Consider the following 22577-nt stretch of genomic DNA (forward strand, 5'->3'; position numbering starts at 1 on the left):
AACGGATACCAACTCCGCTACAGCAGCGACCCGACGAGGCCCGATTTGAGGAGCGTAATCAACAGCGTGAGCACGGGCACGCTCAGCAGCGTCGTGGTGAGGACGGCCGCGCTGACGTACTCCGGGCCGCTGACGCCCGCCGGCGGTTCGCCACCCAACTCGATGAGCAGGATGAGCGACGTGATCGCCGCCGGCGCGGCACATTCGAGGACGAACACGCGCGCGACGGTCGTGTTGCCGAAGTCGAGCATGGACACGATGGCGAGCCCGACGGCCGGCGCGACGAGGAGTTTGAGAACGTTCGCCGGTCCCACGCGTGACAGCGCCGCGCCGTAGTTCGCGCTCGCCAACTGAACCCCGACGAGAATGAGCATCAGCGGGATCGAGGCATCGCCGACGAGCTGGATCGTCGTCATCGTCGCGCCGTCGGCCGGCGGAACGAGCCCGAGCGCGCGCACGACGAGCGCGAGCACGACCGCGTAGACCAGCGGGAGCCTGAACACCTTCGTGAGCGCGCCGAGACCGCGCGCACCGCCGGCCCGCGAGGCGAGATACACGCCCACGGTGTAGATGACGACGCTCTGGGCGACCAGATAGAGGACCGCCGTCGCTCGCCCCGTCGCACCGAAGGCGAACTCGGAGAGGGGGATCCCGTAGTTGCCCGAGTTCGAGAAAGCGCTCACCAACACGAACGCGCTCTGTATCGGTTCGCTCTCGCCGAGCACGCGGCCGACACCCTCCGCGAGCCCGACCATGACCAGGATGAAGACGACGACGCCGACGAACACCTTCGCCAGCGTCGCGCCGCCGACCGTGGTCGTCGTGAGACTGTGGAAAACCAGCGCTGGCACGAGTACGTAGACGGTGACGGTGTTGAGCGGGCCGACGTCGATCTCACGGACGCGCCCGAGAACGAAGCCGACCGCCGCGATGGTGACGATGGGGAGGATGGCCGTGGCGAAGACCGAGAGCAGCGACATGGGCCGGCCTACTCAACACCGGGTTACGAACGTTGCGAGACGATACGGAACCACGATCATCGCTCCGGAACGAGCACGAGTTTCCCGAGGAAGCTCTCCTCCAGGACGGCGCGCTGTGCATCGCCCGCCTCGTCGAGCCCGTACTCGCGGGCGATGTCGATCGTGAGGTCGCCAGCGTCCATGAGCTGGGCCAGCCGTGCGAGCGGCACGCGGAACTCCGGGGTGTTGAACATACTCATGAACTGGTAGGAGACGTCCTTGCTTCGGGCGACGCCGTCGTTTTCCAGACCGACCGCCGGATCGCTTTCACCGATGCCGACCACCCGCGCGCCGGTCGCGGCCACGTCGGCATCGAACTGGAGGTACTCGTCGAGGCGATGGTCGAGGATCACGTCGACGCCGTCTGTTCCCGGACCCGCGCTTGCGACTTCCTGGACCGCGTCGGCGAGATCGTCACGCGAGTAATCGAAGACCGTGTCGGCTCCCAGATCGACGAGACGGTCGTGGTAGTCCGGGCTGGCGGTCGTCAGCACCCGTGCGCCGGCCGCGGCGGCGAGCTGGACCGCGACGTGGCCGACCCCGCCGGAGCCGCCGTGGACAAGACAGGTTTCACCGGGTTCGAGCGCCGCGTGATCGACGAGCGCGCGCCAGGCCGTCACGCCAGCGACGCCGGCCGCACCCGCCACAGTCGTGTCCACACTGTCGGGCAGTGGGACGAGTCGATCCGTGGGGACGGCGACGCGCTCGGCGTAGCCACCGTAGTGGTCACGGCCGATGCCCGTCCCGTAGACGCGATCGCCGGCCGCGAACCCCTCAACCGCGGAGCCGGTTTTGCGAACCTCGCCGGCGACATCGGTCCCCGGGATCATCGGGAGCGAGAACGGTTCGTATCCCCCGTCTCGGAAGTAGGTATCGACGGGGTTGACGCCGGCTGCGTGGACGTCGACGACCACCTCCTCGTCGCCTGGTGTCGGGTCGTCGATCTCCTCGGTTGTGAGTACGTCTGGACCGCCGTGGTCGTGATATCTGACGGCGCGCATGACGGTGACTCGTCGACCGGCGAGAAAAAACTACCTCCGAGCACTGGTTATCGCTTAAGCCCAGAATGAGCGGTGAGCGCGGAAGCTGGTTTGCTGAGTGCTGTGGGATTTCTCAGAAGTAGAGCATGAACCGCCGAGTAGAGATCGATATTGCTGGAATCGACCAATCACAGATTCGTTTCCGTTCAGAAACGCGCCTAATCGAGAGCGTTGCCACTCAACGCGAAGCTTTCCCGGCTCGGCTGACAGTCGTCAGCCGGGCCGGATCGTCGCCAGTTCACCCGCGTTTTGCAGGTTCGGATCGACACTTCCGTGAGCCACTCGCTCCGTAAGCGCGTGGCGAGCCACGTTCGGATCGATTGCTCCTTCGATGATCACGATCCCGACGCCGTCCCACCCATACCCGAGCTGTTCAGCCAATATCCGCAGCAAATCACCGCTGAACAGCTGGATTCGCTTCGAAAAACGGATCGGCTCGATTCGGTCTTCTTCCTCGACTGATCGCTGTGAGGCGGGTCCGAGCCGTGCTCGTACCCGCCGCAGCAAGTACCGACTCACCAGCACCATCAACAGCGCCGCCATCATGAAACACTTCACCGCTGCCTCCCGCCGTACCGACATCTCGTCCAACTCGAACACCGACTTCAGTTCATCAATGACTGTTTCGACGCTCCAGCGGTTGCTGTACAGCGCCGCGAGTTCTCGCGGCGCGAACGCATCTGCCGGGAGATTCGTCGCATACAGGTGGTAATCGTGATCGGCTTCGACTTCCTCCGTTCGGTGATCATCCTCGTCGTCCTCATGGCGGACGCCGACGACTCGGACATCGTAAGGAAGGCGCGGATCGTTCTGATCCGCACCGACCGTCCCCGTCACATCGATGATCTGCCGATAAAGGTCGGGCAGCACCTCTTGGAGGTGCCTGCCCTCCAGATCGATCGTATCACCACACCAGGTTCGGAGTTCGTCGATGATCTCAGGGTTTGCGTCGACGTTAAGTCGGCTCACGAACCAGCCGCCATTGCGGTCGATCCGTGCTAACCTCGCGTAGTCGAGGTAGCCAAGATCGAACAGGACCAAGGAATCTTCGACCCAGTCACCGATCTGGAGCTGCGTGGTTTCTTGGGTACGAGCGTCGGTGATCGATGAGTAGATCGGAGCCCGCGAAGCAAGTGATTCGATCACGTGGAGCTTTGCTCCAGCGTGATCGTCGCTTAATCCGGGGAACTCATCGAATGATTCCGCCGAGAGCGTACAGATGGTCCCATCTGAGACGAAGACATCTCGGAAGCGCTCGAAGCGGCCTTCGAGCGCTGATTCTGTCCGTCCAAGCTCAACGCTGATGTAGCCGCAGATGTCGGTAAGTAGTTCGGTGAGATCAGGAGTGACCCACTGTTGGACGGATGAATACGCAACGGAATCGCTGGTGAACGCCTTGTAGAGGTCTTGAGCAGCAGCAAGAGACCCGTTGGATTGGGTAGTGCCAATCGTGAACGACCAGAAGAACGCGAACGCATCGATGTGCCGGTTGCGTTCAACGAGGTCGGTAGCGCGAGCGTGCTCGCGCACCGACCGTGGCGGGAGCAGATATCGAAGCTCTTGACCGAGAATATTGAGCCATCGATCCATGAGTCCCGACTGACGCGGGAGACAGTAGCGCCTGCTGATTCAGACAAATCCTAAAGCGATAACGAGTGACCTCCGAGAGGGCTTTGTCCGTCGGCAGCCAAACGGCCCCGATGCGGCTGATCGCCCACCGCGGCTTCGCCGACCGCTATCCCGCGAACACGCTCGTCGCCATCGAGAACGCGGTTGCCGACGCGGACATGATCGAGCTCGACGTTCGACGGTGTGGCTCGGGCGAGCTCGTCGTCTTCCACGACGAGGTGGTCGATCGGGCGACCGACGGTTCCGGGCGCGTCGACGAGCTCCCGCTCTCGCGGCTCGAAGCGCTCGACGTACACGGGACGGGCACGGGAGTCCCATCGCTCGCGACGGCCGCCGACGCGATCCCGGACGGGACGGGGATCAACCTCGAACTGAAGGAGCGCGGGATCGCGAACGAGGCGGTCGCGGCCGCTTCCACGGTCGACAACGAGGTCATCGTCTCCTCGTTCGACGGCGAGGCGCTCGACCAGCTCGCCACCGACGACCCGACGGTGGAGCTGGCCTACCTCTTCGGGCTGAACACCGACGAGGACTTCGGACACGCGCTCGCGCTCGACTGCGGGTACATCCACGTCCACTGGAGCCACTGGCTGCTGACCGACGCGATCGAGCGCGCCCACGACGCCGACATGAGGGTGAACGTCTGGACGATCGATAGCTCGATCGCGACCGGGCTGCTCGAACGGGCCGGCGTCGACGGCGTCATCGCCGACTCGCCGGACGTACTCTGAGTGGGGAGAGTTGGCGAACATCGTTCGTCGGTGGCCACGAGCGGCGACATGTCCACGATCTGTCCGACGAGAGTCCGCTGACCGGAACGAGCAACGTCGTGAATCGCGGGGATTTATGCGCTCGCCACTCCGTTCACGAGGTGATGCGACTCCACGAATATCAGGCAAAGGAAGTCTTCGCCGAGGCCGGCATGCCGACGCCCGAGTCGGTGCTGGCCGAAAGCACCGACGAGGTGCTCGATGCGGCCGAATCGATCGGCTATCCGGTCGCGGTGAAGGCACAGGTCCACGTCGGCGGGCGGGGGAAGGCCGGCGGGATCGAGCTCGCCGAGAGCGACGAGGAGGCCCGCGAGGCCGCCGACTCCATCCTCGGGATGGATCTCAAGGGCTACACGGTCGAGCGCGTGCTCGTCGAACAGGCCGTGGATTTCGTCGACGAGCTCTACGTCGGCGTGACGATGGACCGCGGCGCGGGCGAGCCCGTGGCGATGGTCTCCTCGGAGGGTGGCGTCGACATCGAATCGGTCGCCGAGGAGAGCCCGGAGGCCATCGCGCGCGAACACGTCGATCCCGCCTTCGGCATGCACCACTACCAGGCCAACCGGGCGGTTTACGATGCGGGCGTCGATCGCGCGGTCGCCTCCGACGTCGCGAGCGTGCTCACGACGCTGTTCGACCTCTGGGAGGATCGCGACGCGAGTGAGGCCGAGATCAACCCGCTGATGATCACGGGCGACGACGAGGTCGTCGCCGCCGACGCGGTGATGAACATCGACGACGACGCGCTCTTTCGCCAGCCAGACCTCGCCGAAATGGAAGAGGCCGCGGCGGGCGACGATCTCGAAGCGAAGGCCAACGAGTACGGCTTCGACTACGTCCGCCTCGACGGAAATGTAGGTATCATCGGCAACGGGGCCGGACTCGTCATGACGACGCTCGATCTCGTCGACTACTACGGGGGTGAACCGGCGAACTTCCTCGACATCGGCGGCGGTGCGAAGGCCGAACGCGTGGCGAACGCGCTCGATATGGTCTTCTCGGACGACAACGTCGACAGCGTGGTCTTCAACCTCTTCGGGGGCATCACCCGCGGCGACGAGGTGGCACGCGGCATCAACAGCGCCATCGAGGAATTCGACGAGCTCCCGAAACCCGTCGTCGTCAGGCTGGCAGGGACGAACGCCGAGGAGGGGATGGAGATCCTGAACGCCGACGCGCTCGATGTCGAGCAGACGCTCGAAGGCGCGGTCCAGCGATCTGTCGAGCAGGCTGGGGGTGCGCAATGAGCGTGCTCGTCGACGAGGACACGCGCGTCGTCGTCCAGGGGATCACCGGCGGCGAGGGTGAGTTCCACGCCGGTCAGATGATGGAGTACGGGACGAACGTCGTCGCGGGTGCAGTCCCCGGTCGGGGTGGCGAGGAGGTCCACGGCGTGCCGGTCTACGATACGGTCACAGGCGCTGCCGAGGCCGAGAACGCCGACGCGTCCGTCGTCCTCGTTCCGCCGGCCTTTGCGGCCGACGCCATCTTCGAGGCACTCGATTCGCCCGTCGATCTGGTGGTGGCGATCACCGAGGGGATCCCGACCCAGGACATGAGTCGCGTCAAAAAGCGCCTCGGCGAGACCGACAAACACCTCGTCGGGCCGAACTGTCCCGGCGTCATCACACCCGGCGAGGCCAAGTTGGGAATTCTGCCGGGCAACATCTTCTCGTCGGGCAACGTTGGGCTCATCTCGCGCTCGGGCACCCTGACCTACCAGGTCGTCGATAACCTCACCGACCGCGGGCTGGGCCAGACGACGGCGATCGGGATCGGCGGCGATCCGATCATCGGGACGGACTTCGTCGACGCGCTCTCGCTGTTCGAGGACGATCCCGCGACCGACGCGATCGTGATGTGCGGCGAGATCGGCGGCAGCGACGAGGAAGAAGCCGCCCGATACATCGACGAGAACATGGACACGCCCGTGGCGGGCTTCATCGCGGGCCGGACCGCGCCCGCCGGCAAGCGGATGGGTCACGCCGGCGCGATCGTGAGCGGCTCCGGTGCCGGTACCGCCGAGAGCAAGATCGAGGCGCTCGGCGACGCCGGCGTGCCCGTCGGCGACACGCCCGAGGAAGTCGCCGACAACGTCGAAGAGCTGCTGTAACCCGACGATTCCCCCGCTTTCGATCGTTTCTGGGGTGCAGTCCTGCGTTCCGAGCGGTCGTGAGCCGATGACCGCCAGCAGAGCGTGGCAATTGGTAACAACATTTAAGCAACTGGCTGTGCAACCGTGGGATGCAGACACGCGGGGTCTGCGCTACGCTCGGCCGACACGGGGCCGCCGAGTGTGGGAGCATACGCGAACCACGGGCCGGGGGCCAAACCGGCCGGCCCGTTTTTCGCTCGCGATCACGAACGAATAGTGGCAACGACAACGAACTGTTTCGGAGACGAAACTCATATCCTTTCATCCGACTAAACGAGTCGTTGGATGCAGCGCAAGAGCCGTTTATCGGCTACAACGAACGATGGGATTTCCCCCGGAGATCACCACCATCGGACGATAGACCCATGTTAGAGGAGTTCTTCGTCCGGCTGGCCGGCACGGACCCGATCTGGCAGGCGCTCGTCGGCGGGCTGGTCATCGCCGGGCTCAACGCCGTCGGCGCGCTGTCGGTGGTCGTCTGGCGCGATCCGAGCGATCGCGCGCTCGACGGCGCGCTCGGCTTCGCCGGCGGCGTCATGCTCGCGGCGAGTTTCACGAGTCTCATCATCCCCGGTATCGAGGAGTACGCCAACGGGAGCCTCTTTCCGGTCGTCGTCGGCGTCCTGCTCGGTGCGGTCGTGCTCGACCGCGGCGAGAAGTGGGTTCCATACGTCCAGCGCCTCGTCACCGGCCGCAGCAGGGAGGAGCTTTCGACTGACGGAGGCGAGGCAGTCGCGGCCCAGCAGGCAGCCAGCGAGCGCCGTATCACCCCACTCATCATCTTCATCGTCGCCATCACGCTGCACAACATGCCCGAGGCGCTCGCGGTCGGCGTCGGCTTCGGCTCGGGCAATCTGAGCAACGCCATCGCGCTGATGCTCGCCATCGGTATCCAGAACATCCCGGAGGGGCTCGCGGTCGCGGTCGCCGCCCGCAACGCCGGGCTCGGCTCGCTGTTCTACGCCGGCATCACGGGGATCCGCTCGGGACTCGTCGAACTCCCGATCGCCGTCTTCGGCGCGGTCGCGGTCTCGTTCGCCGCTCCTCTCCTGCCCTACGCGATGGGCTTTGCCGCCGGCGGCATGCTCTACGTCATCATCGACGAGATCGTCCCCCAGACCCACGAGCGCGGCCACGAGCGGGTGGCGACGCTCGGCACGATCATCGGGCTGGTCGTGATGCTCTCGCTCGACGTCGCGCTCGGCTGAGACCGACTCGCGTTCGATGTGTCGCTTACGAGCGATCACCGCGACCACAATCGATATCGCCGTCACGCACCCATTCGAGACGTGTCCGACGCCCACGAGACGCTCCGCGAGGACTCCGTACTGCGCGCGCTGATCGAGGAGTTCGGTGAGATCGAGATCGACACCGCCGAGGAACCCTTCGAGCGACTGGTCGTTTCGATCATCAACCAGTCGATCTCGACGGCCTCGGCGAACGCCGTCCGCGAACGCGTTTTCGAGCGCTTCGACGATATCACGCCGGCGGCGGTGCTGGAAGCCGATGCCGACGAACTCAGCGATGCAGGCCTCGGTGAGACGAAAACCGAGTACGTCAGAAACGCTGCTCGTGCGTTCCGCGAGCGCGATCTCGGCCGCGAGGGGCTCGCCGACGCGTCCGACGAGGAGGTCATCGACGAACTCGGCGAGATCCGTGGGATCGGCGAGTGGACCGCGCGGATGTACCTCATCTTCGCGCTCGGTCGCGAGGACGTCCTCCCGCTCGGCGATCTCGCGGTGCGCCGTGGCATCGAATCGCTGTACGGAGATGGCGAGGAGCTGACGCGTCCGGAGATGCGCGCAATCGCCGACTGTTGGCGACCGTACCGCAGCCTCGCCACGCTCTACATCTGGCGACAGTACGAATCCTAGCCATCGCGGCCGTCGGTTCGTCCATCTCGGCTGGCTCGATCCTTTCCTCTCCTTCCCGCTTGTTCAGCGATACGACCTGTCCACGAGGTGAATATCGTCAAACAAATTTCGGCGTCTGCGGTCAGCGATGATCGTGGGCGGTGAGGTGAGCGTGATCGGTCTCGCTGGGTGGACAGAGTTCGACGGTCGCGTGATCGACGTCGTTCGTGGCGAGCACGTCGTGTACGCGTCGGGTGAGCGCGTTGTCGTCGGTAGAGGTATCGACTTCGACGTGTGCGGTGGCGATGGTGATCTCGCTGCAGATCTGCCAGGCGTGGAGGTCGGCGACCCGCTCGACGCCGTCGGTCTCCTCGATCGTCGCGCGCACTGCTTCGGTGTCGAACGGCGTGCGGTGGAGGAAGATCCGGCCACTCCCGCGCAGGAGCTTGCCCGCGCTCCAGACGATCACGAGCGCGATGAGTCCCGCCGTAATCGGGTCGATGATTCGGATGCCTGTATACGTGACCGCGAGCACGGAGACGATGACCGCGATCGACCCGCCGGCGTCGCCGAGGAGATGGTAGAACGCGCCACGCTCGTTGAGATTCATCTCGCCGCCCTCGATGACGTAGACCGACAGCAGGTTCACGACGAGACCGCCGATGGCGATGGCGAGCGTCGGCCCGGTGGCGATGGCGACGGGATCGACGAAACGCTGGTAGGCCTCGTAGATGATGAACCCGACCATCGGGAGCAGCAGCGCGCCGTTGACGAACGCCGAGAGCGGTTCGAGCCGGTGGAGGCCGAACGAGTAGCGATCGTCGGTGCCGTAGCGAGCGGCGACGTAGGAGGCTGCGAACGCCATCACGTACGCGAGCGCGTCGAACAGCATGTGGATCGCGTCGCTCAACAGGGCGACAGAACCGAACAGCAGCCCGCCGGCAAGCTCGGCGAGAAAGCCGAGCAGGTTGATCGCCGCGACGAGCGCGAGATTGCGCGTGCTCGTGTCGCCGTGTCCACCCGCGTGGCTGTGACCGTCCGCACGATCGTGATCGGTTGCGTGATCGTGATCGTGGTCGTGGCTCGTCTCGTGTCCATGGCCGTCGACCCCACCATCCTCTTGCTCACCAGTGTGCGCTGGTGTATCGCTCATTACCAACCATCCGTTCTCCGAATGTATTAACTCTACTGCCAAAATAACCCCAATTACTGGCCATGATTAGCAAATTTTCGGCTGTGAATTGTTATCGGCGCGCCGTCCGTCCATTGCCGGTATCGGCCATGAATCGGGAGCCGTCGTGCGGTCTGTGGCGCTATCCGGTGACGTAACGCCTTTATCATGCGGGTTCGACCGTTAACGTGCATGAGTCAGTCGCATAATCGGGGTCTCATCGAGGACTTCGGGCGGTGGCGGGAGTTCGCGCCCGGCATGTGGGCGTGGATATTTCACAAGTTCACCGGCTGGGTGCTCATCGGCTACCTGTTCACCCACGTCGCCGTCCTGAGCACCGCGATCTCCGGCCCGCAGTTGTACACGACGACGCTGCGCTCGCTCGAAAGTCTGCTGTTGGTGCGCGTCCTCGAAGTGGGGCTGCTCGCCGTGGCGACCTTCCACATCATGAACGGGATCCGGCTGCTGTTCATCGATCTTGGCGTTGGTCTCGAATCACAGGACAAGAGCTTCTACGCATCGCTCGTGCTGACGGGTGCGATCGCCGTCGCGAGCGTGCCGACCTTCCTCTCGGGGGCCTTCTGAATGGCCGAACGCTACTCCTCGTTCGATCGGCGCGGCTGGGCGTGGTTCCTCCAGCGACTGACCGCGGCGTTTCTCGTCATCGTACTTGCCTTCCATTTCATGCTGCTGCACTTCGTCAATCACGCCTACGAGATCACCTTCTTGGGCTCGCAGGCACGGATGAGCCAGGTGGGCTATTTCATCACGATGGTGCTCTTCCTGGTGACGGCAACCTTCCACGGCGTCAACGGCGTGTTCAACGCGCTGGTGAATCAGGGGCTGAAGGGGACCCAGAAGAAGGTCGTTCTCGGCGTGCTGGCAATCGCCGGCCTGGGGCTCGTCGTTCAGGGGATCCGACTTGCACTCGCGATGACGGGACTGGTGTAAACACATGAGTACACAGCTACAACGAACCGAACAGGAAACGGACGAATCGCCACAAGAGCAGCGCCTCGAACGCAAGAGTCTCGACGAGGGCGAGCGCGAGGCCCAGCGCACCGAGGAGGAGTCGACCGGCGACGAGACGCCGCACGCCCACCTCAAGGTGTTCCGCTACGATCCGGAGGTCGAGGCCAAACGTGAGCCGCGCTTCGACGACTTCCGCGTGCCCGCACCGCAGGGGACGACCGTACTCGACGCGCTGATGTACGCTCGCGACGAGTTCGACTCGACGCTCACCTTCCGGCACTCCTGTCGGCAGGCGGTCTGTGGCTCGGACGCGCTGTTCATCAACGGTTCACAACGGCTGGGCTGCCAGACGCAGATCCAGGATCTGGACCAGCGGCCCGTGCGCGTCGAACCGCTCCCCCACCAGGAGGTCGAGAAGGACCTCGTGGTCGACATGGAGCATTTCTACGACCAGATGGAGGCCGTCGAGCCGTACTTCCAGGGCGAGACGCCCGACGAGGAAGAGCAGCTCCAGAGCCGCGAGAACCGCGAGAAGGTGAAGATGAGCACGCGCTGCATCTGGTGTGGAGCCTGCCAGTCCTCGTGCAACATCGCTGCCGGCGACAACGAGTATCTCGGCCCCGCCGCGATCAACAAGGCCTACCGGTTCGCGATGGACGAGCGTGAGGACGATGACATCAAGAAACACCGGATGAACATCCTCGAACAGGAACACGGCGTCTGGCGCTGTCAGACCCAGTTCTCCTGTACCGAGGTCTGTCCGAAGGACATCCCGCTCACCGAGCACATCCAAGAGATGAAGCGCGAAGCGGTCAAAGATAACCTGAAATTCTGGTAGCGGCAGCCAACCTTCTTGTCTATTCTAGATCTACCAATACACAGCGATTGGCTTTATAACGACCGCTTTCCCATCAACTGATACATCTTTGTCCTCTATATCAATACTGATCGTGGAATTTCGGGTGGGAGGTTCGTTGTTTTCGGATAGATCATCAATAGATATCTCACCTAACTGTGGCAAAGGTATCTCTTGTTGATAGCCATCAATGAGTTCTACAAACTCATCGACTAAAGTACGAACCGAACTCAATGAATCTTTTGAGACAATAGTTCCAGCTATTTGCAAGATGTCAATATAATCCCATTTGTCATTCGGTGGGATAATGGCTTCTACCCGTCCGAATACGGTGTAACGGCGTGAACCTAGGAATTCGCGCTGTGGATCATCCACCCATAAATTTTCTCTCTCAACCGACATTGCATAGTTCCAGTCATCATCAGGAACATCCGTAACCATCCCAATTTGCTTCCCGTAAATCGCTTCTCGTGCCTGTTCAATGTTCTCCTTGTTAATATCAAACGCATCAATACGCGCGAACAAGGATGCTACATTGAGCATTCGGTACAACGGATCGGTTCTGGTTATCCCACTGATTTCGACGATATCGCCGTTATTAAGTGATAACGAGTCACCTGTATCTTCTGCTCGGTCGTCTGGAAGTGTAGTAATTGAATCCTCTAATTCATCATACAATCGGGTAAACAATACCTGATCGTTGATTTTCTTCTTAGTTTCCAATATTTCAGTACCCGTTCTCGTGCCTGAAACATCGACTTCGCCTTTCCCACTACCAACGAATGGAAAATTTATACCGGCCGATAACTTCGATCTTAGGCTAGCTTCAGTAGTATTCTCATCAGTCTCAACTTCCTCTTGCGCGATGCCCACGCCCTGTGATGCCAGCAAGCTTTGAACGCTAAGCGAATCCAGATAAATGAACTCGCGCAGATCGTTTTCCATATTCGAAGGAAGAACCATAATCAAAAATATGTTCCGGTTTTACCACCCATTTAAATTTTATAATGTCGATACTTTATAACGTTGCTGTGTTTTCTCTCCATTATATTTTGCAACACAATTTATAATAAAATATTGACTATTATTTCATTATGCCGGGCATGAACAGCCTCAAATCCAGAAACTTTCGTCACGGACAAGGAGTGCACGGATACGACATCATCGTGGTCGGCACGGGCGAGACTGGCCTTCGGGCGCTGGTCGCAGCATGCGGGAGGATGTCGGCTTAGTGTTGATAGTAGTGTGGATTTATGAAGCGCGAAACCGTAGCTCGACCATGAGCGAATCGGAACATACGGAGACGGTCGGCGAGGGAGCCATTTCGGGCAATCAGGCATCGATTCCGGCCACAATCCGCGAGCGGGCCGACATCGAGGACGGTGATCGGGTCCGCTGGCGATGGTACGACGGCGAACTCTCGGTCGAAATCGTTCGGCAGCGGGAAGGTGTGTTCGCGGAGTTCGAGGGATTCGACGGCGAGAGCGAAACCCTCGATCACGACCGCGCAGGCCTCGATCCCGCCGGTGAGTACGATGCGGGTGACGAGGCGTAGTGTGGTCCAGCACGCACTCGTCGATACCAACGTGTTGTACGGGGCGTTGCAAAAACGCGATCAGTTTCATGAGGAGGGACTCGCGATCGTGACGGCGGCGGATGCCCATGATCTCCCGGTCTGCATCGTCCTCGATTTCGTGCTTGCGGAAACGATGAACGCACTCACGCAGGAGCTCGCTCACGAGGAGACGACCGAAGCGCTGTCGATGGTTCGCGAGAGCGCAGGGTTCGAGATCCGACGGACGACCAACGAGGTCTGGGCCACTGGCCTCGGCGTGTACGAAGCGCACGCCCACCTCTCGCTCGTGGACGCGATGCTCGTCGCATACGCTCGCGAAACCGATAGCTCGTACATCTACTCGTTCGACGATGGGTTCGACAGCGTCGATGGCGTACGGCGACTGAACACCAGTCGCTCTTGTGTAGCGTAGCGGAACCAAGCCATCGAAGTTAGGGCATTCCGCCGACAGCAGTCGTTTATGACCAACAAACGCGCTGCTTTCGGCGGAATGCTTGAGCAACTCGTTGATCTCGGAGTAATAGAGTTTCGGCCAGAGCCGCTCGACGCCATCGTCGAGCGGCGACTCAAAGCTATCTGGACCAGCCGTGCCTGCCCAAACTGTGACGCCGACGCTCTCCATGCTCTCGATGGCTCGGCCCGCATCTGGTGTAGCCGTTGTGACTGGAAAACGACCTACACCCGCGGCACACCCTTCTACGACTCGGAACTCGCCCCCGGCGAGTTCCTCGTTGCCTTCATCCTCTACGCTGACACTCTCCTCAGCATCAACCAAATCGCACCGCTGCTCGACCGCGCCTACAAAACCGTCTTCGAGGCAATTAGCGACGTGGAAACCGCGTTCGCCCGCGGTTTCTCGACGGTGTGGGAACGCATCGGTGACACGATTGCTGGACCAACACAGGTGGACGAAACTCAGCGGGTGTGTTCGGGGTACAAAGGCCAGAACCCACCGCGGGACGGACTGTCCCGCGGCGGGTCTCCTGGACCCGGACGGACGCGATGGACAGGAGAGCAGGGCGATGAAATGACGCTCGTCGCGGCCTGCCGCGACGTGCTCCAGGTGATCTCAGCCGAAGAAGGATCGAAATACGACGAGAACCTCGGGCCAGTGATCGAGGAAGCAGGCGATCTCTCCCAGCCGCTGGGAGAGATCTGGACCGACGAACTCCCCGCGTATCAGCAGATGGAACACGAGCATCGAACCGTTGTCCACGATGATGAATACGTCTCGGACGACGGTGTCCACACGAATCAGGTCGAGTGCCTCTGGTCGTTAGTGCAGCCGTGGCTGGCGAAATTCCGCGGCCTCTCCAAGCAGGGCTTGGAGCAGGCCGCTCATACTTTCGGACTTCTCCGATCCCTGAATCTCGTCGGAGCACCCATCCACAGCCTCATTGATTGCGTCGCTGTCAATGCATTCCGCTAGTCTACACAAGAGCGACACCAGTACGAACCCGTACTCGGCCTGAAGGCGTCCGTCGAAAATCCGGAACTCGACGCCGGGCATGAACAACCTCAAGTCCGGGTAGCCCTCATCACGAACAAGGATGCACGAACACGACGTCATCGTGGTCGGCGCGGGCGGGGCCGGCCTTCGAGCGGCGGTCGCGGCGAACGAGGAGGGCGCGGACGTCGCCCTCGTCTCGAAACTCCATCCCGTGCGAAGCCACACGGGGGCCGCCGAAGGCGGGATCAACGCCGTGCTCCGCGATGGCGACTCCTTCGAGAGCCACGCCGAGGACACGATGAAGGGCTCGGACTACCTGGGCGATGCACCCGCCATCGAGACGCTCTGTCATCAGAGCCCCAAGGAGACCGTCCAGCTCGAACACTGGGGGATGGCCTTCTCGCGGGACGACGACGGCCGGATGAGCCAGCGCCCGTTCGGCGGGCTCTCCTTCCCGCGGACGACCTACGCCGGCGCGGAGACGGGCCATCACCTGCTGCACACGATGTACGAGCAGGTCGTCAAACGAGGGATCACGGTCTACGACGAGTGGTACGTCTCCCGCCTCGCCGTCACGGACCACGCGGAGCCCGAAGACCGCGAGTGCCACGGTGTCGTCGCCTACGACGTTCAAACCGGCGAAGTTGACGCGTTCAAGGCCCGCAACGGCGTGATCCTCGCGACGGGTGGGCCGGGGCAGGTCTACGACCACACCACGAACGCGGTCGCCAACACCGGTGACGGGCCCGCGATGGCCTACCGGGCTGGCGTTCCCCTGGAGGACATGGAGTTCATCCAGTTCCACCCGACGACGCTGCCCTCCACGGGGGTGCTCATCACCGAGGGCGTTCGTGGCGAGGGTGGCATTCTCTACAACGCCGAGGGTGAGCGCTTCATGTTCGAGGGTGGCTACGCCAAGAACGTCGGCGAGCTCGCCTCCCGCGACGTCGTGGCGCGAGCGGAGCTCACCGAGATCAACGAGGGTCGGGGCTTCGAGGACGACTACGTCCATCTCGATATGCGCCACCTCGGCGAGGAGCGCATCACCGATCGGCTCGAAAACATCATCCATCTCTCCGAGGACTTCGAGGGCGTCAACCCCCTAGAGAACCCGATGCGCGTCAAGCCCGGCCAGCACTACGCGATGGGCGGCATCGAGGTCTCGGAGAACGGCGAGACCTGCATCAACGGGCTGTACGCCGCCGGCGAGTGTGCTTGCGTCTCAGTCCACGGATCGAACCGTCTGGGTGGGAACGCACTGCCCGAACTCATCGTCTTCGGCGCACGCGCGGGTCGTCACGCCGCCGGTAAGGAGATGGAAACCGCCGAGATCGAGACGGGCCCCGCCGCGAGCATCGGCTCCGGCGACGTCGACACCCCCGTCTCGCCAGGATCGATCGACACCTCCGAGGACGGTGTGGCCGCCGACGGCGGGCGAGCCGGCGACGATCCCGCAACCGATGGTGGCGCAGTGGTCGGCATGGACGAGACCGTCGAGCGCGCGCTCGATCAGGAACAGGCGCGCATCGAGCATCTCCTGGAGAAGGACGAGGGCGTCCAGCACGCCGACATCCGCTCGAAGCTTCAGGAGTCGATGACCGAGAACGTGAACGTCTTCCGCAACGAGGAGGGGCTGAAGCAGGCGCTGCGCGACATCCGCGAGGCCCGCGAGGCCTACCAAGATGTGTACGTCAACGACCCTTCGCGCACGTTCAACACCGATCTCCAGCACACGATCGAAACCAGAAACCTCATCGATCTCGCCGAGGCGATCACGCTCTCGGCGCTCGCCCGCACCGAGTTCCGGGGTGCACACTGGCGCGAGGAGCACCAGGACCGCGACGACGAGAACTGGATCAAACACACGATGCTCGCGTGGAACGAGGGCTCGCCCGATCTCTACTACGCGCCGGTCATCCTCGACGGTGAGGACAAGAGCTACGAGCCGAAAGAACGGCACTACTAACGCCACCGTTTTCCGGTCGGGTTCGTGCTCCGGCGCTCAGCTTTCATCTTACAGGAGAGGATCAGATCACGCCTCAATCGTGGTGATGGGGTGCCGGCTGGAGAACGTCACGTCGCCAAGCCGGTCGGAAGCCCCTTGTCTCTGCGAACGTTTCATCGATCCTGATTCTCTGCTGTCGAATCGCTCGTGATTGCCCGCCCCTGGCGGATGAAGGGCGAGCGCGACCAGCGGGAGCGCGAGGGCTTCGGCGGAGACGGTGCTGTGCGGTTTTGCGGGCGGTCGCGGAGAGTGGTAGTGTCCGCGCGAACGAAGCGAGGTTCGACCGGAGGGAGAACCTCGGTAGCGAACGGTGAACGGAGTGAACCGTGAGCAGTGAGCGCGGTTCACTGCGAGCGCCGTCAGGCGCGAGCAGGGAGTTTTCACCGTAGCTTTTTGCGAGTAGCGTGGGACCGAAGGCCCCTCGTACCATGCGAGCGGGCCATGCGCGGCGCGTAGCGCCGCGAGTTCGAGGCGGCTTCGCCGCCTCGCACGCCCGCGAGCAGAGAGTGGTGCGCGCGAAGCGCGAACCCGACGAAGTAAAAAGGTACTAGTAGATGAGCTCGTCGTCGTTGTCGACCATGTAGAGGGTGCGCGCGGAGATGTTGACGGCGTGGTCGCCGACGCGTTCGAGATCGCGGATCGTGAGCAGCAGGCGGGAGACGTCGGCCATGAGCTGGTCGGTGTCGGCGGGATCGAGCTCTGATTCGATGAGATCGCGGACGACGATCTCCGAGGCACGCTCACAGAGGGCGTCGAGTTCGTTGTCGCGCTCGTCGATGGCGTAGCAGGCGTCGGTGTCGTTCTCGTCGTAGGCCGTCATCGCCGTCTCGACCATCTCCTGGGTGATGCCCCCGATGCCCTGGATGTCGACCTCGGGGAAGACGTCGCGTTCGGCCTGCAGGGTGTATTTGCCGAGATTGGTGGCGAGATCGGCGACCCGTTCGAGATCGGTGATGATCTTGAACGAGGCGGCGATGAAGCGGAGATCGCCGGCGACGGGCTGCTGGAGGGCGAAGAGATCGATGCAGCTCCGTTCGAGATCGAGATACATCCTGTTGATCTCGTCGTCACCTTCGATGACTTCGTGTGCGAGGCGTTCGTCCTTCGTCGAGAGCGCTTCGAGCCCCATCCGGAGGCGTTCGAGCACGATCTCGCTCATGTAGAGGACGTCCTCGCGGAGGCTGTCGAGCTGCTCCTGATAGCTTTCGCGGGGCATGTCGCCCCGTCGGACCGTCCACCTAATGTACCCTTCGCCGAAATCACCGCTCACACGCCGATCGACGACCGATTTCGGATGAATAACGATTTCAATAGCGAACTATATACCGCTTCAGAGCCGCAGCGTACGATTGGAAGCAACTAGTGGACGAAAGTCCAGCTGATTGCAAAATCTCGAATTTACTATATAGAATACACGGATTTATTGTGCCGGCGTGGCGATCTGGCGTATGGAGACGCGCAAGGTGCAGGTCACGGGTGGCTCGACGTACACCGTTTCGTTGCCGAAGGGCTGGGCGACCGCCCACGGCGTCGAGGCCGGCGGCGAGATCGAGTTCTATCCCGAGGAGGGATCGCTGTTGCTCGCGCCGCGTACCGAGACCGAGAACGCCGAGGGAACGCTCGACGTGACGGGGTTGAACGACGGCGAACTCACCCGTGCGGTCGTGACGATGTACGTCAGTGGGTTCGACGTCATCACGCTCGAAACCGCGAGCGTCGATGCCGCCCAGCGCCGGACCATCCGGGAGACCGCTCAGGGGCTGGTGGGGCTCGAAATCATCGAAGAGACGGCCGAACACGTGAGTTTGCAGGATCTCCTCGATTCGGCGGAGCTGTCGATCCACAACGCCGTCACGCGGATGCGGCTGGTCGCGCTCACCATGCTCGACGACGCCGTGACGGCGCTGCGGACGGGCAACGAGGATCTGGCGGCCGACGTCATCGAACGCGACGACGACGTCGATCGGCTCTGGTATATGACCTCGCGCGTCTTCCGCGGCGCACTTCGCCACCCGAGCGCAGCGTCCGACATCGGTTTGCCGCGCGAGACGTGTTTCGATTATCACACGAGCGCGCGCCAGCTCGAACGGGTTGGCGACCACGCGACCAAGATCGCCGATCTCGCGGGCGCGCTCGACGGCGTTCCCGACGACGCGGGCGAGGCGCTCGGGACGCTTCACAGCGACGCCGCGGCGGTCGTCGAGACGGCGATGGATGCGCTACTCACCGAGGATTCGGACGAGGCCGTCGAACTGGCCAACGAGGCGATGGCGGGCATCGAGACGGTCGACGAGCGTGCCCGCGAGGTGGATGACCTACTGCGAACGCTCGACCCCCAGCGCGTCAAACGGCTTGGCCTCGTCGCGGACTCGCTGTCGCGCAGCGCCGACTACGGCGGCAACATCGCCGAAACAGCGCTCCAAAAGGCCGCGCCGCGCCCGTAGGCAACAATAGGCTCGAAAGCACTGCGGACCCCGATGTGATCCGGTTCGTTTCCCTCCTTCTCCTCCTCGTTCATCCTGTCTTCCGGCACCGACTGCGAATCGATAGTTGGTCGACCGACGAGCAATCGATTCCAAACCGATCGGTCGGAAGGACCTTTGTCCGTCGCACCCGTTCGGTCGGTATGCGCGATCTCGACGAGACCGATCTCGAACTACTCGAACTGTTGCTGAGCGACGCGCGCCGGCCCTGGAGCGAGCTCGCCGAGGTCGTCGGCCTCTCGGCACCGGCGGTCGCCGACCGTGTCGAACGACTCCAGGAACGCGGCGTTCTCCGTCGGTTCACGGTCGATATCGACCGCTCGCAGCTTGGTGGCGGCGTTCCCGTGTTGCTCACGCTATCGGTAGCTTCGGAGGGATTCGAAGACGTTCGCGAGACGCTGCTAAACGCCGAAGCCGTCGAATACGTGTTCACGACCGCCGAGGGCGACCTCCTCTGCTATGCGCGCATCGCGGACGGTGACGTTCCGTTCTGGCTCTCGCGGACGATCGAGACAGATCGCATCGCCGACTACGAAGTTGAGCTGCTCACGGACGCCGAATGGCGACCCTCGACCGGCGGCACGGAGTTCGCGCTCACGTGTGCCGAGTGTGGCAATACGGTGACGAGCGAGGGCGTCGCGACCCGGATCGACGGCGATCTCTATCAGTTCTGCTGTCCCTCCTGCGAGGCGCGCTTCGAGGAGCAGTACGAGCAGTTCGAGGAAGGCGCTGCGTGATCGACTGAAACGATCACTTTGGAATCGAAAGTCTTGCTGGCGAGAATCTGCGACGATCGGAACGGAAACCACGTTAAACGAGTATCGCGTAGATACAACCGATGAGTAACCGAACCGCCCGACTCGACGTTCGGGGCATGAGCTGTGCGACGTGCGCCCAGTCGATAACGGAATCCGTGGAGGGGCTTGCGGGGGTGAGCGAGGCGACCGTCAACTACGCGACCGATGAGGGAACCGTCGACTACGATCCCGACGCGGTGGAGCTTGCCGAGATCTACGACGCGGTCGACGACGCCGGCTACGAGGCGGTGAGCAGCTCGACGTCGATCGCCATCACCGACATGTCGTGTGCGAACTGCGCCGAGACCAACCAGGAGGCGCTCGAAGCCGTGCCGGGCGTGCTCACGGCGGAGGTCAACTACGCGACCGACGAGGCGACCGTCGAATACAACCCCGCGGACACCGACCGCGAGAATCTCTACGCGGCGATCGAGGACGCCGGCTACTCGCCCGTGCGCGACGACGGTAGCGGTGAGTCCGAACAGGAGCAGCGCGACGCCGCCCGCGAGGGCGAGATCCGCCGCCAGCTCCGGCTCACCCTGTTCGGCGCGGCGCTGTCGCTCCCGCTGATCGCGTTCATGGTCGAGAAACTCCTCCTGGGTGGCGGCGCACTCCCCGAGACGATCTTCGGCGTCGATTTCGGCTGGGTCGAGTTCCTGCTCGCGACGCCCGTCCAGCTCGTTCTCGGGCGGCCGTTCTACGAGAACGCGTACAACGCGCTCGTCAAGAATCGAACGGCGAACATGGACGTGCTGATCGCGCTCGGCTCCTCGACGGCCTACGTCTACTCGGTCGTCGTCCTGCTCGGGCTGCTCGCGGGCAGTCTCTACTTCGACACCGCCGCGCTGATCCTCGTGTTCATCACGTTCGGCAACTATCTCGAAGCCCGCTCGAAGGGCCAGGCCGGCGCGGCGCTCCAGCAGCTCCTGGAGATGGAAGCCGATACCGCGACGATCGTCGACGAGGACGGCAACGAAGAGGAAATCGCCCTCGACGAGGTCGACGTCGGTGACCGGATGAAGATCCGACCCGGCGAGAAGGTTCCCACGGACGGGACCGTCGTTTCGGGCCAGTCGGCGGTCGACGAGTCGATGGTCACCGGCGAGTCGGTGCCCGTCGAGAAGGGCGAGGGCGACGAGGTGGTCGGCTCGACGATCAACGAGAACGGCCTGCTGATGGTCGAGGCGACGAAGGTCGGCGCGGACACGGCACTCCAGCAGATCGTTCAGACTGTGAAAGAGGCCCAGTCGCGCCAGCCCGACATTCAAAATCTCGCCGATCGCATCTCGTCGTATTTCGTCCCGATCGTGATCGCGAACGCGCTGCTGTGGGGCGTCGTCTGGTATCTGTTCCCCGAAGCGTTCGCCGGCTTCGTTTCCTGGCTCCCGCTGTGGGGGCTCGTCGCCGGCGGACCCGCGATCGCCGGCGGCACGGTTTCGATCTTCGAGTTCGCCGTGGTCGTCTTTGCCTCGGCGGTGCTGATCGCCTGTCCCTGCGCACTCGGACTCGCGACCCCGGCGGCGACGATGGTCGGCACCTCGATCGGCGCGAAAAACGGCGTCCTGTTCAAGGGCGGCGATGTCCTCGAACGCGCAAAGGACGTCGACACGGTCGTCTTCGACAAGACCGGGACGCTCACCGAGGGCGAGATGGAGCTGACCGACGTCGTCCCGCTCGACGGTCGCTCCACCGACGGCGGCACCGAGACGGCGGCCGACGGGGGTACGCAGGCGATCGGTGGCGATACGGAACCCGCCACCGATGAAATCGACGAGGAAACCGTGCTCCGGGCCGCCGCGAGTGCCGAATCCGGCAGCGAACACCCGCTCGCGCAGGCGATCGTCGACGGGGCCGAGGAGCGCGGCATCGATCTCGTCGACCCCGAGGGGTTCGAGAACGTTCCCGGACAGGGCGTGCGCGCGACAGTTGATGGCGAGGAGGTGCTCGTCGGCAACCGGACGCTGCTGCGCGAGGCCGACATCGATCCCGCACCCGCCGTCGAGACGCTCGAACGGCTCGAAAGTGAAGGCAAGACGGCGATGCTGGTCGCACGCGTGCCCGCCGGCACGAGCGACGGCCGTCTCCTGGGCGTCGTGGCCGACGCCGACACGGTGAAAGAGAGCGCCAAAGAGGCGGTAGCGGCGCTGCAGGATCGTGACGTCACGACCCGGATGATCACCGGCGACAACGAACGGACGGCCGAGGCGGTTGCCGAGGCGGTCGGCATCGATCCTGACAACGTCCGTGCGGGCGTGCTCCCCGAGGACAAATCCGATGCGATCGACGACATCCAGCAGGGTGTCCTGTCGAGCGACGCGAGACAGGGCTCGGGAGACGAGCGCAGCGAGTCTGCCGGTGGCAGGCGGGCGATGATGGTCGGCGACGGCGTCAACGACGCGCCGGCGCTCGCGACCGCCTACGTCGGCACGGCGATCGGTTCGGGGACCGACGTCGCGATCGAGGCCGCCGACGTCACGCTGATGCGCGACGATCCGCTCGACGTGGTGAAGGCGATCCGCATCAGCGACGGGACGCTCCGGAAGATCAAGCAGAACCTCTTCTGGGCGCTCGGCTACAACACGGCGATGATCCCGCTCGCCTCGCTGGGGCTGCTCCAGCCCGCGCTCGCCGCCGCGGCGATGGCGTTCTCGTCGGTGTCGGTGCTCTCGAACAGCCTGCTGTTCCGGAACTACACCCCCGATCACGACTACGAACTGCTCGGATTCCTCCGGTAATCCGACGGTTCGTATCGGTACTGTGAATCGAATTCGTGCTCCGGTCTCCGCCCGTGGTTTCTGACT

At 63.3% G+C, this 22577-nt stretch carries 21 protein-coding genes; 15 read left to right on the forward strand and 6 right to left on the reverse strand.

Translation table 11 applies throughout. The features are described 5' to 3' along the window. Window positions 1–17: 17 nt before the first annotated feature. From MUK72_RS07510 to MUK72_RS07520, 3 genes are all read right to left on the reverse strand, one after another. Window positions 18–980, reverse strand: a complete 963-nt coding sequence (locus MUK72_RS07510; RefSeq protein ID WP_244698245.1) for an AEC family transporter — start codon at window positions 978–980, stop codon at window positions 18–20. A gap of 56 nt (window positions 981–1036) precedes the next feature. Continuing rightward, on the reverse strand, window positions 1037–2020 hold the full coding sequence (locus MUK72_RS07515; RefSeq protein ID WP_244698248.1) for an NADPH:quinone reductase: 984 nt from the start codon (window positions 2018–2020) through the stop codon (window positions 1037–1039). A gap of 252 nt (window positions 2021–2272) precedes the next feature. Continuing rightward, entirely contained in the window at window positions 2273–3649 is a 1377-nt protein-coding gene (locus MUK72_RS07520) for an IS4 family transposase (RefSeq protein WP_244698251.1), read from the reverse strand. Window positions 3650–3759: 110 nt separating this feature from the next. On the opposite strand from MUK72_RS07520, the gene MUK72_RS07525 reads away from it, so the two are divergent. The 5 genes from MUK72_RS07525 (at window position 3760) to MUK72_RS07545 (ending at window position 8487) form a co-directional block, all read left to right on the forward strand. Next, the gene (locus MUK72_RS07525) at window positions 3760–4419 is read left to right on the forward strand and encodes a glycerophosphodiester phosphodiesterase (protein WP_244698255.1); all 660 of its coding nucleotides are present in this window, start codon (window positions 3760–3762) and stop codon (window positions 4417–4419) included. A gap of 143 nt (window positions 4420–4562) precedes the next feature. Beyond that, entirely contained in the window at window positions 4563–5705 is a 1143-nt protein-coding gene (gene sucC, locus MUK72_RS07530; protein ID WP_244698259.1) for an ADP-forming succinate--CoA ligase subunit beta, read from the forward strand. After that, complete coding sequence (sucD, locus tag MUK72_RS07535) at window positions 5702–6571, forward strand: succinate--CoA ligase subunit alpha (protein WP_004053061.1); 870 nt, start codon at window positions 5702–5704, stop codon at window positions 6569–6571. Before sucC ends, sucD begins: the two co-directional genes overlap by 4 nt. Before the next feature lie 407 nt (window positions 6572–6978). Then, a complete protein-coding gene (locus MUK72_RS07540; RefSeq protein ID WP_004053059.1) occupies window positions 6979–7821 on the forward strand; it encodes a ZIP family metal transporter in 843 nt (280 codons plus the stop codon). Between the two features lie 81 nt (window positions 7822–7902). After that, complete coding sequence (locus MUK72_RS07545; protein ID WP_244698262.1) at window positions 7903–8487, forward strand: DNA-3-methyladenine glycosylase family protein; 585 nt, start codon at window positions 7903–7905, stop codon at window positions 8485–8487. Window positions 8488–8608: 121 nt separating this feature from the next. On the opposite strand, the gene MUK72_RS07550 is transcribed toward MUK72_RS07545, so the two are convergent. Further along, window positions 8609–9619, reverse strand: coding sequence for a cation diffusion facilitator family transporter (locus tag MUK72_RS07550; protein WP_244698265.1), 1011 nt, complete (start codon window positions 9617–9619; stop codon window positions 8609–8611). Between the two features lie 210 nt (window positions 9620–9829). Here MUK72_RS07550 and sdhC point away from each other — a divergent pair, with 210 nt between their 5' ends. From sdhC to MUK72_RS07565, 3 genes are read left to right on the forward strand one after another with little or no spacing between them, the layout of a single operon-like run. Continuing rightward, complete coding sequence (gene sdhC / locus MUK72_RS07555) at window positions 9830–10222, forward strand: succinate dehydrogenase, cytochrome b556 subunit (protein ID WP_004053050.1); 393 nt, start codon at window positions 9830–9832, stop codon at window positions 10220–10222. Further along, complete coding sequence (locus tag MUK72_RS07560) at window positions 10223–10588, forward strand: succinate dehydrogenase hydrophobic membrane anchor subunit (protein ID WP_244698268.1); 366 nt, start codon at window positions 10223–10225, stop codon at window positions 10586–10588. Window positions 10589–10592: 4 nt separating this feature from the next. Further along, window positions 10593–11447, forward strand: a complete 855-nt coding sequence (locus MUK72_RS07565; RefSeq protein ID WP_244698271.1) for a succinate dehydrogenase/fumarate reductase iron-sulfur subunit — start codon at window positions 10593–10595, stop codon at window positions 11445–11447. Between the two features lie 30 nt (window positions 11448–11477). On the opposite strand, the gene MUK72_RS07570 is transcribed toward MUK72_RS07565, so the two are convergent. Next, entirely contained in the window at window positions 11478–12410 is a 933-nt protein-coding gene (locus MUK72_RS07570) for a DUF6414 family protein (RefSeq protein ID WP_244698275.1), read from the reverse strand. 334 nt (window positions 12411–12744) lie between these two features. Here MUK72_RS07570 and MUK72_RS07575 point away from each other — a divergent pair, with 334 nt between their 5' ends. The 4 genes from MUK72_RS07575 to MUK72_RS07590 all read left to right on the forward strand — a co-directional run bounded on the left by MUK72_RS07575 (window position 12745) and on the right by MUK72_RS07590 (window position 16457). Further along, window positions 12745–13020 carry an AbrB/MazE/SpoVT family DNA-binding domain-containing protein gene (locus tag MUK72_RS07575; protein WP_244698279.1) on the forward strand — a complete coding sequence of 92 codons (276 nt, stop codon included), beginning with the start codon at window positions 12745–12747 and terminating at the stop codon, window positions 13018–13020. Between the two features lies 1 nt (window position 13021). Next, window positions 13022–13453 (forward strand): type II toxin-antitoxin system VapC family toxin, encoded by a 432-nt coding sequence (locus MUK72_RS07580; protein WP_244698282.1) that lies wholly within the window; start codon window positions 13022–13024, stop codon window positions 13451–13453. A 48-nt stretch (window positions 13454–13501) separates the two neighbouring features. Beyond that, window positions 13502–14470, forward strand: coding sequence for an IS1595 family transposase (locus tag MUK72_RS07585; RefSeq protein ID WP_244698287.1), 969 nt, complete (start codon window positions 13502–13504; stop codon window positions 14468–14470). A 121-nt stretch (window positions 14471–14591) separates the two neighbouring features. Then, entirely contained in the window at window positions 14592–16457 is a 1866-nt protein-coding gene (locus tag MUK72_RS07590) for an FAD-binding protein (RefSeq protein WP_244698289.1), read from the forward strand. 586 nt (window positions 16458–17043) lie between these two features. Here the strand turns inward: MUK72_RS07590 and phoU are convergent. After that, entirely contained in the window at window positions 17044–17712 is a 669-nt protein-coding gene (gene phoU, locus MUK72_RS07595; RefSeq protein ID WP_004053043.1) for a phosphate signaling complex protein PhoU, read from the reverse strand. 232 nt (window positions 17713–17944) lie between these two features. Between phoU and MUK72_RS07600 the strand changes: the two genes are divergently transcribed. From MUK72_RS07600 to MUK72_RS07610, 3 genes are all read left to right on the forward strand, one after another. Then, complete coding sequence (locus MUK72_RS07600; RefSeq protein WP_004053041.1) at window positions 17945–18940, forward strand: phosphate uptake regulator PhoU; 996 nt, start codon at window positions 17945–17947, stop codon at window positions 18938–18940. A 182-nt stretch (window positions 18941–19122) separates the two neighbouring features. Further along, a complete protein-coding gene (locus MUK72_RS07605; RefSeq protein ID WP_244698296.1) occupies window positions 19123–19716 on the forward strand; it encodes an AsnC family transcriptional regulator in 594 nt (197 codons plus the stop codon). Window positions 19717–19817: 101 nt separating this feature from the next. Continuing rightward, on the forward strand, window positions 19818–22511 hold the full coding sequence (locus MUK72_RS07610) for a heavy metal translocating P-type ATPase (RefSeq protein ID WP_244698300.1): 2694 nt from the start codon (window positions 19818–19820) through the stop codon (window positions 22509–22511). The last annotated feature ends 66 nt before the right edge of the window (window positions 22512–22577 follow it).

The organism is Halococcus dombrowskii, from assembly GCF_022870485.1.
Taxonomy (GTDB): Archaea; Halobacteriota; Halobacteria; order Halobacteriales; family Halococcaceae; genus Halococcus; species Halococcus morrhuae.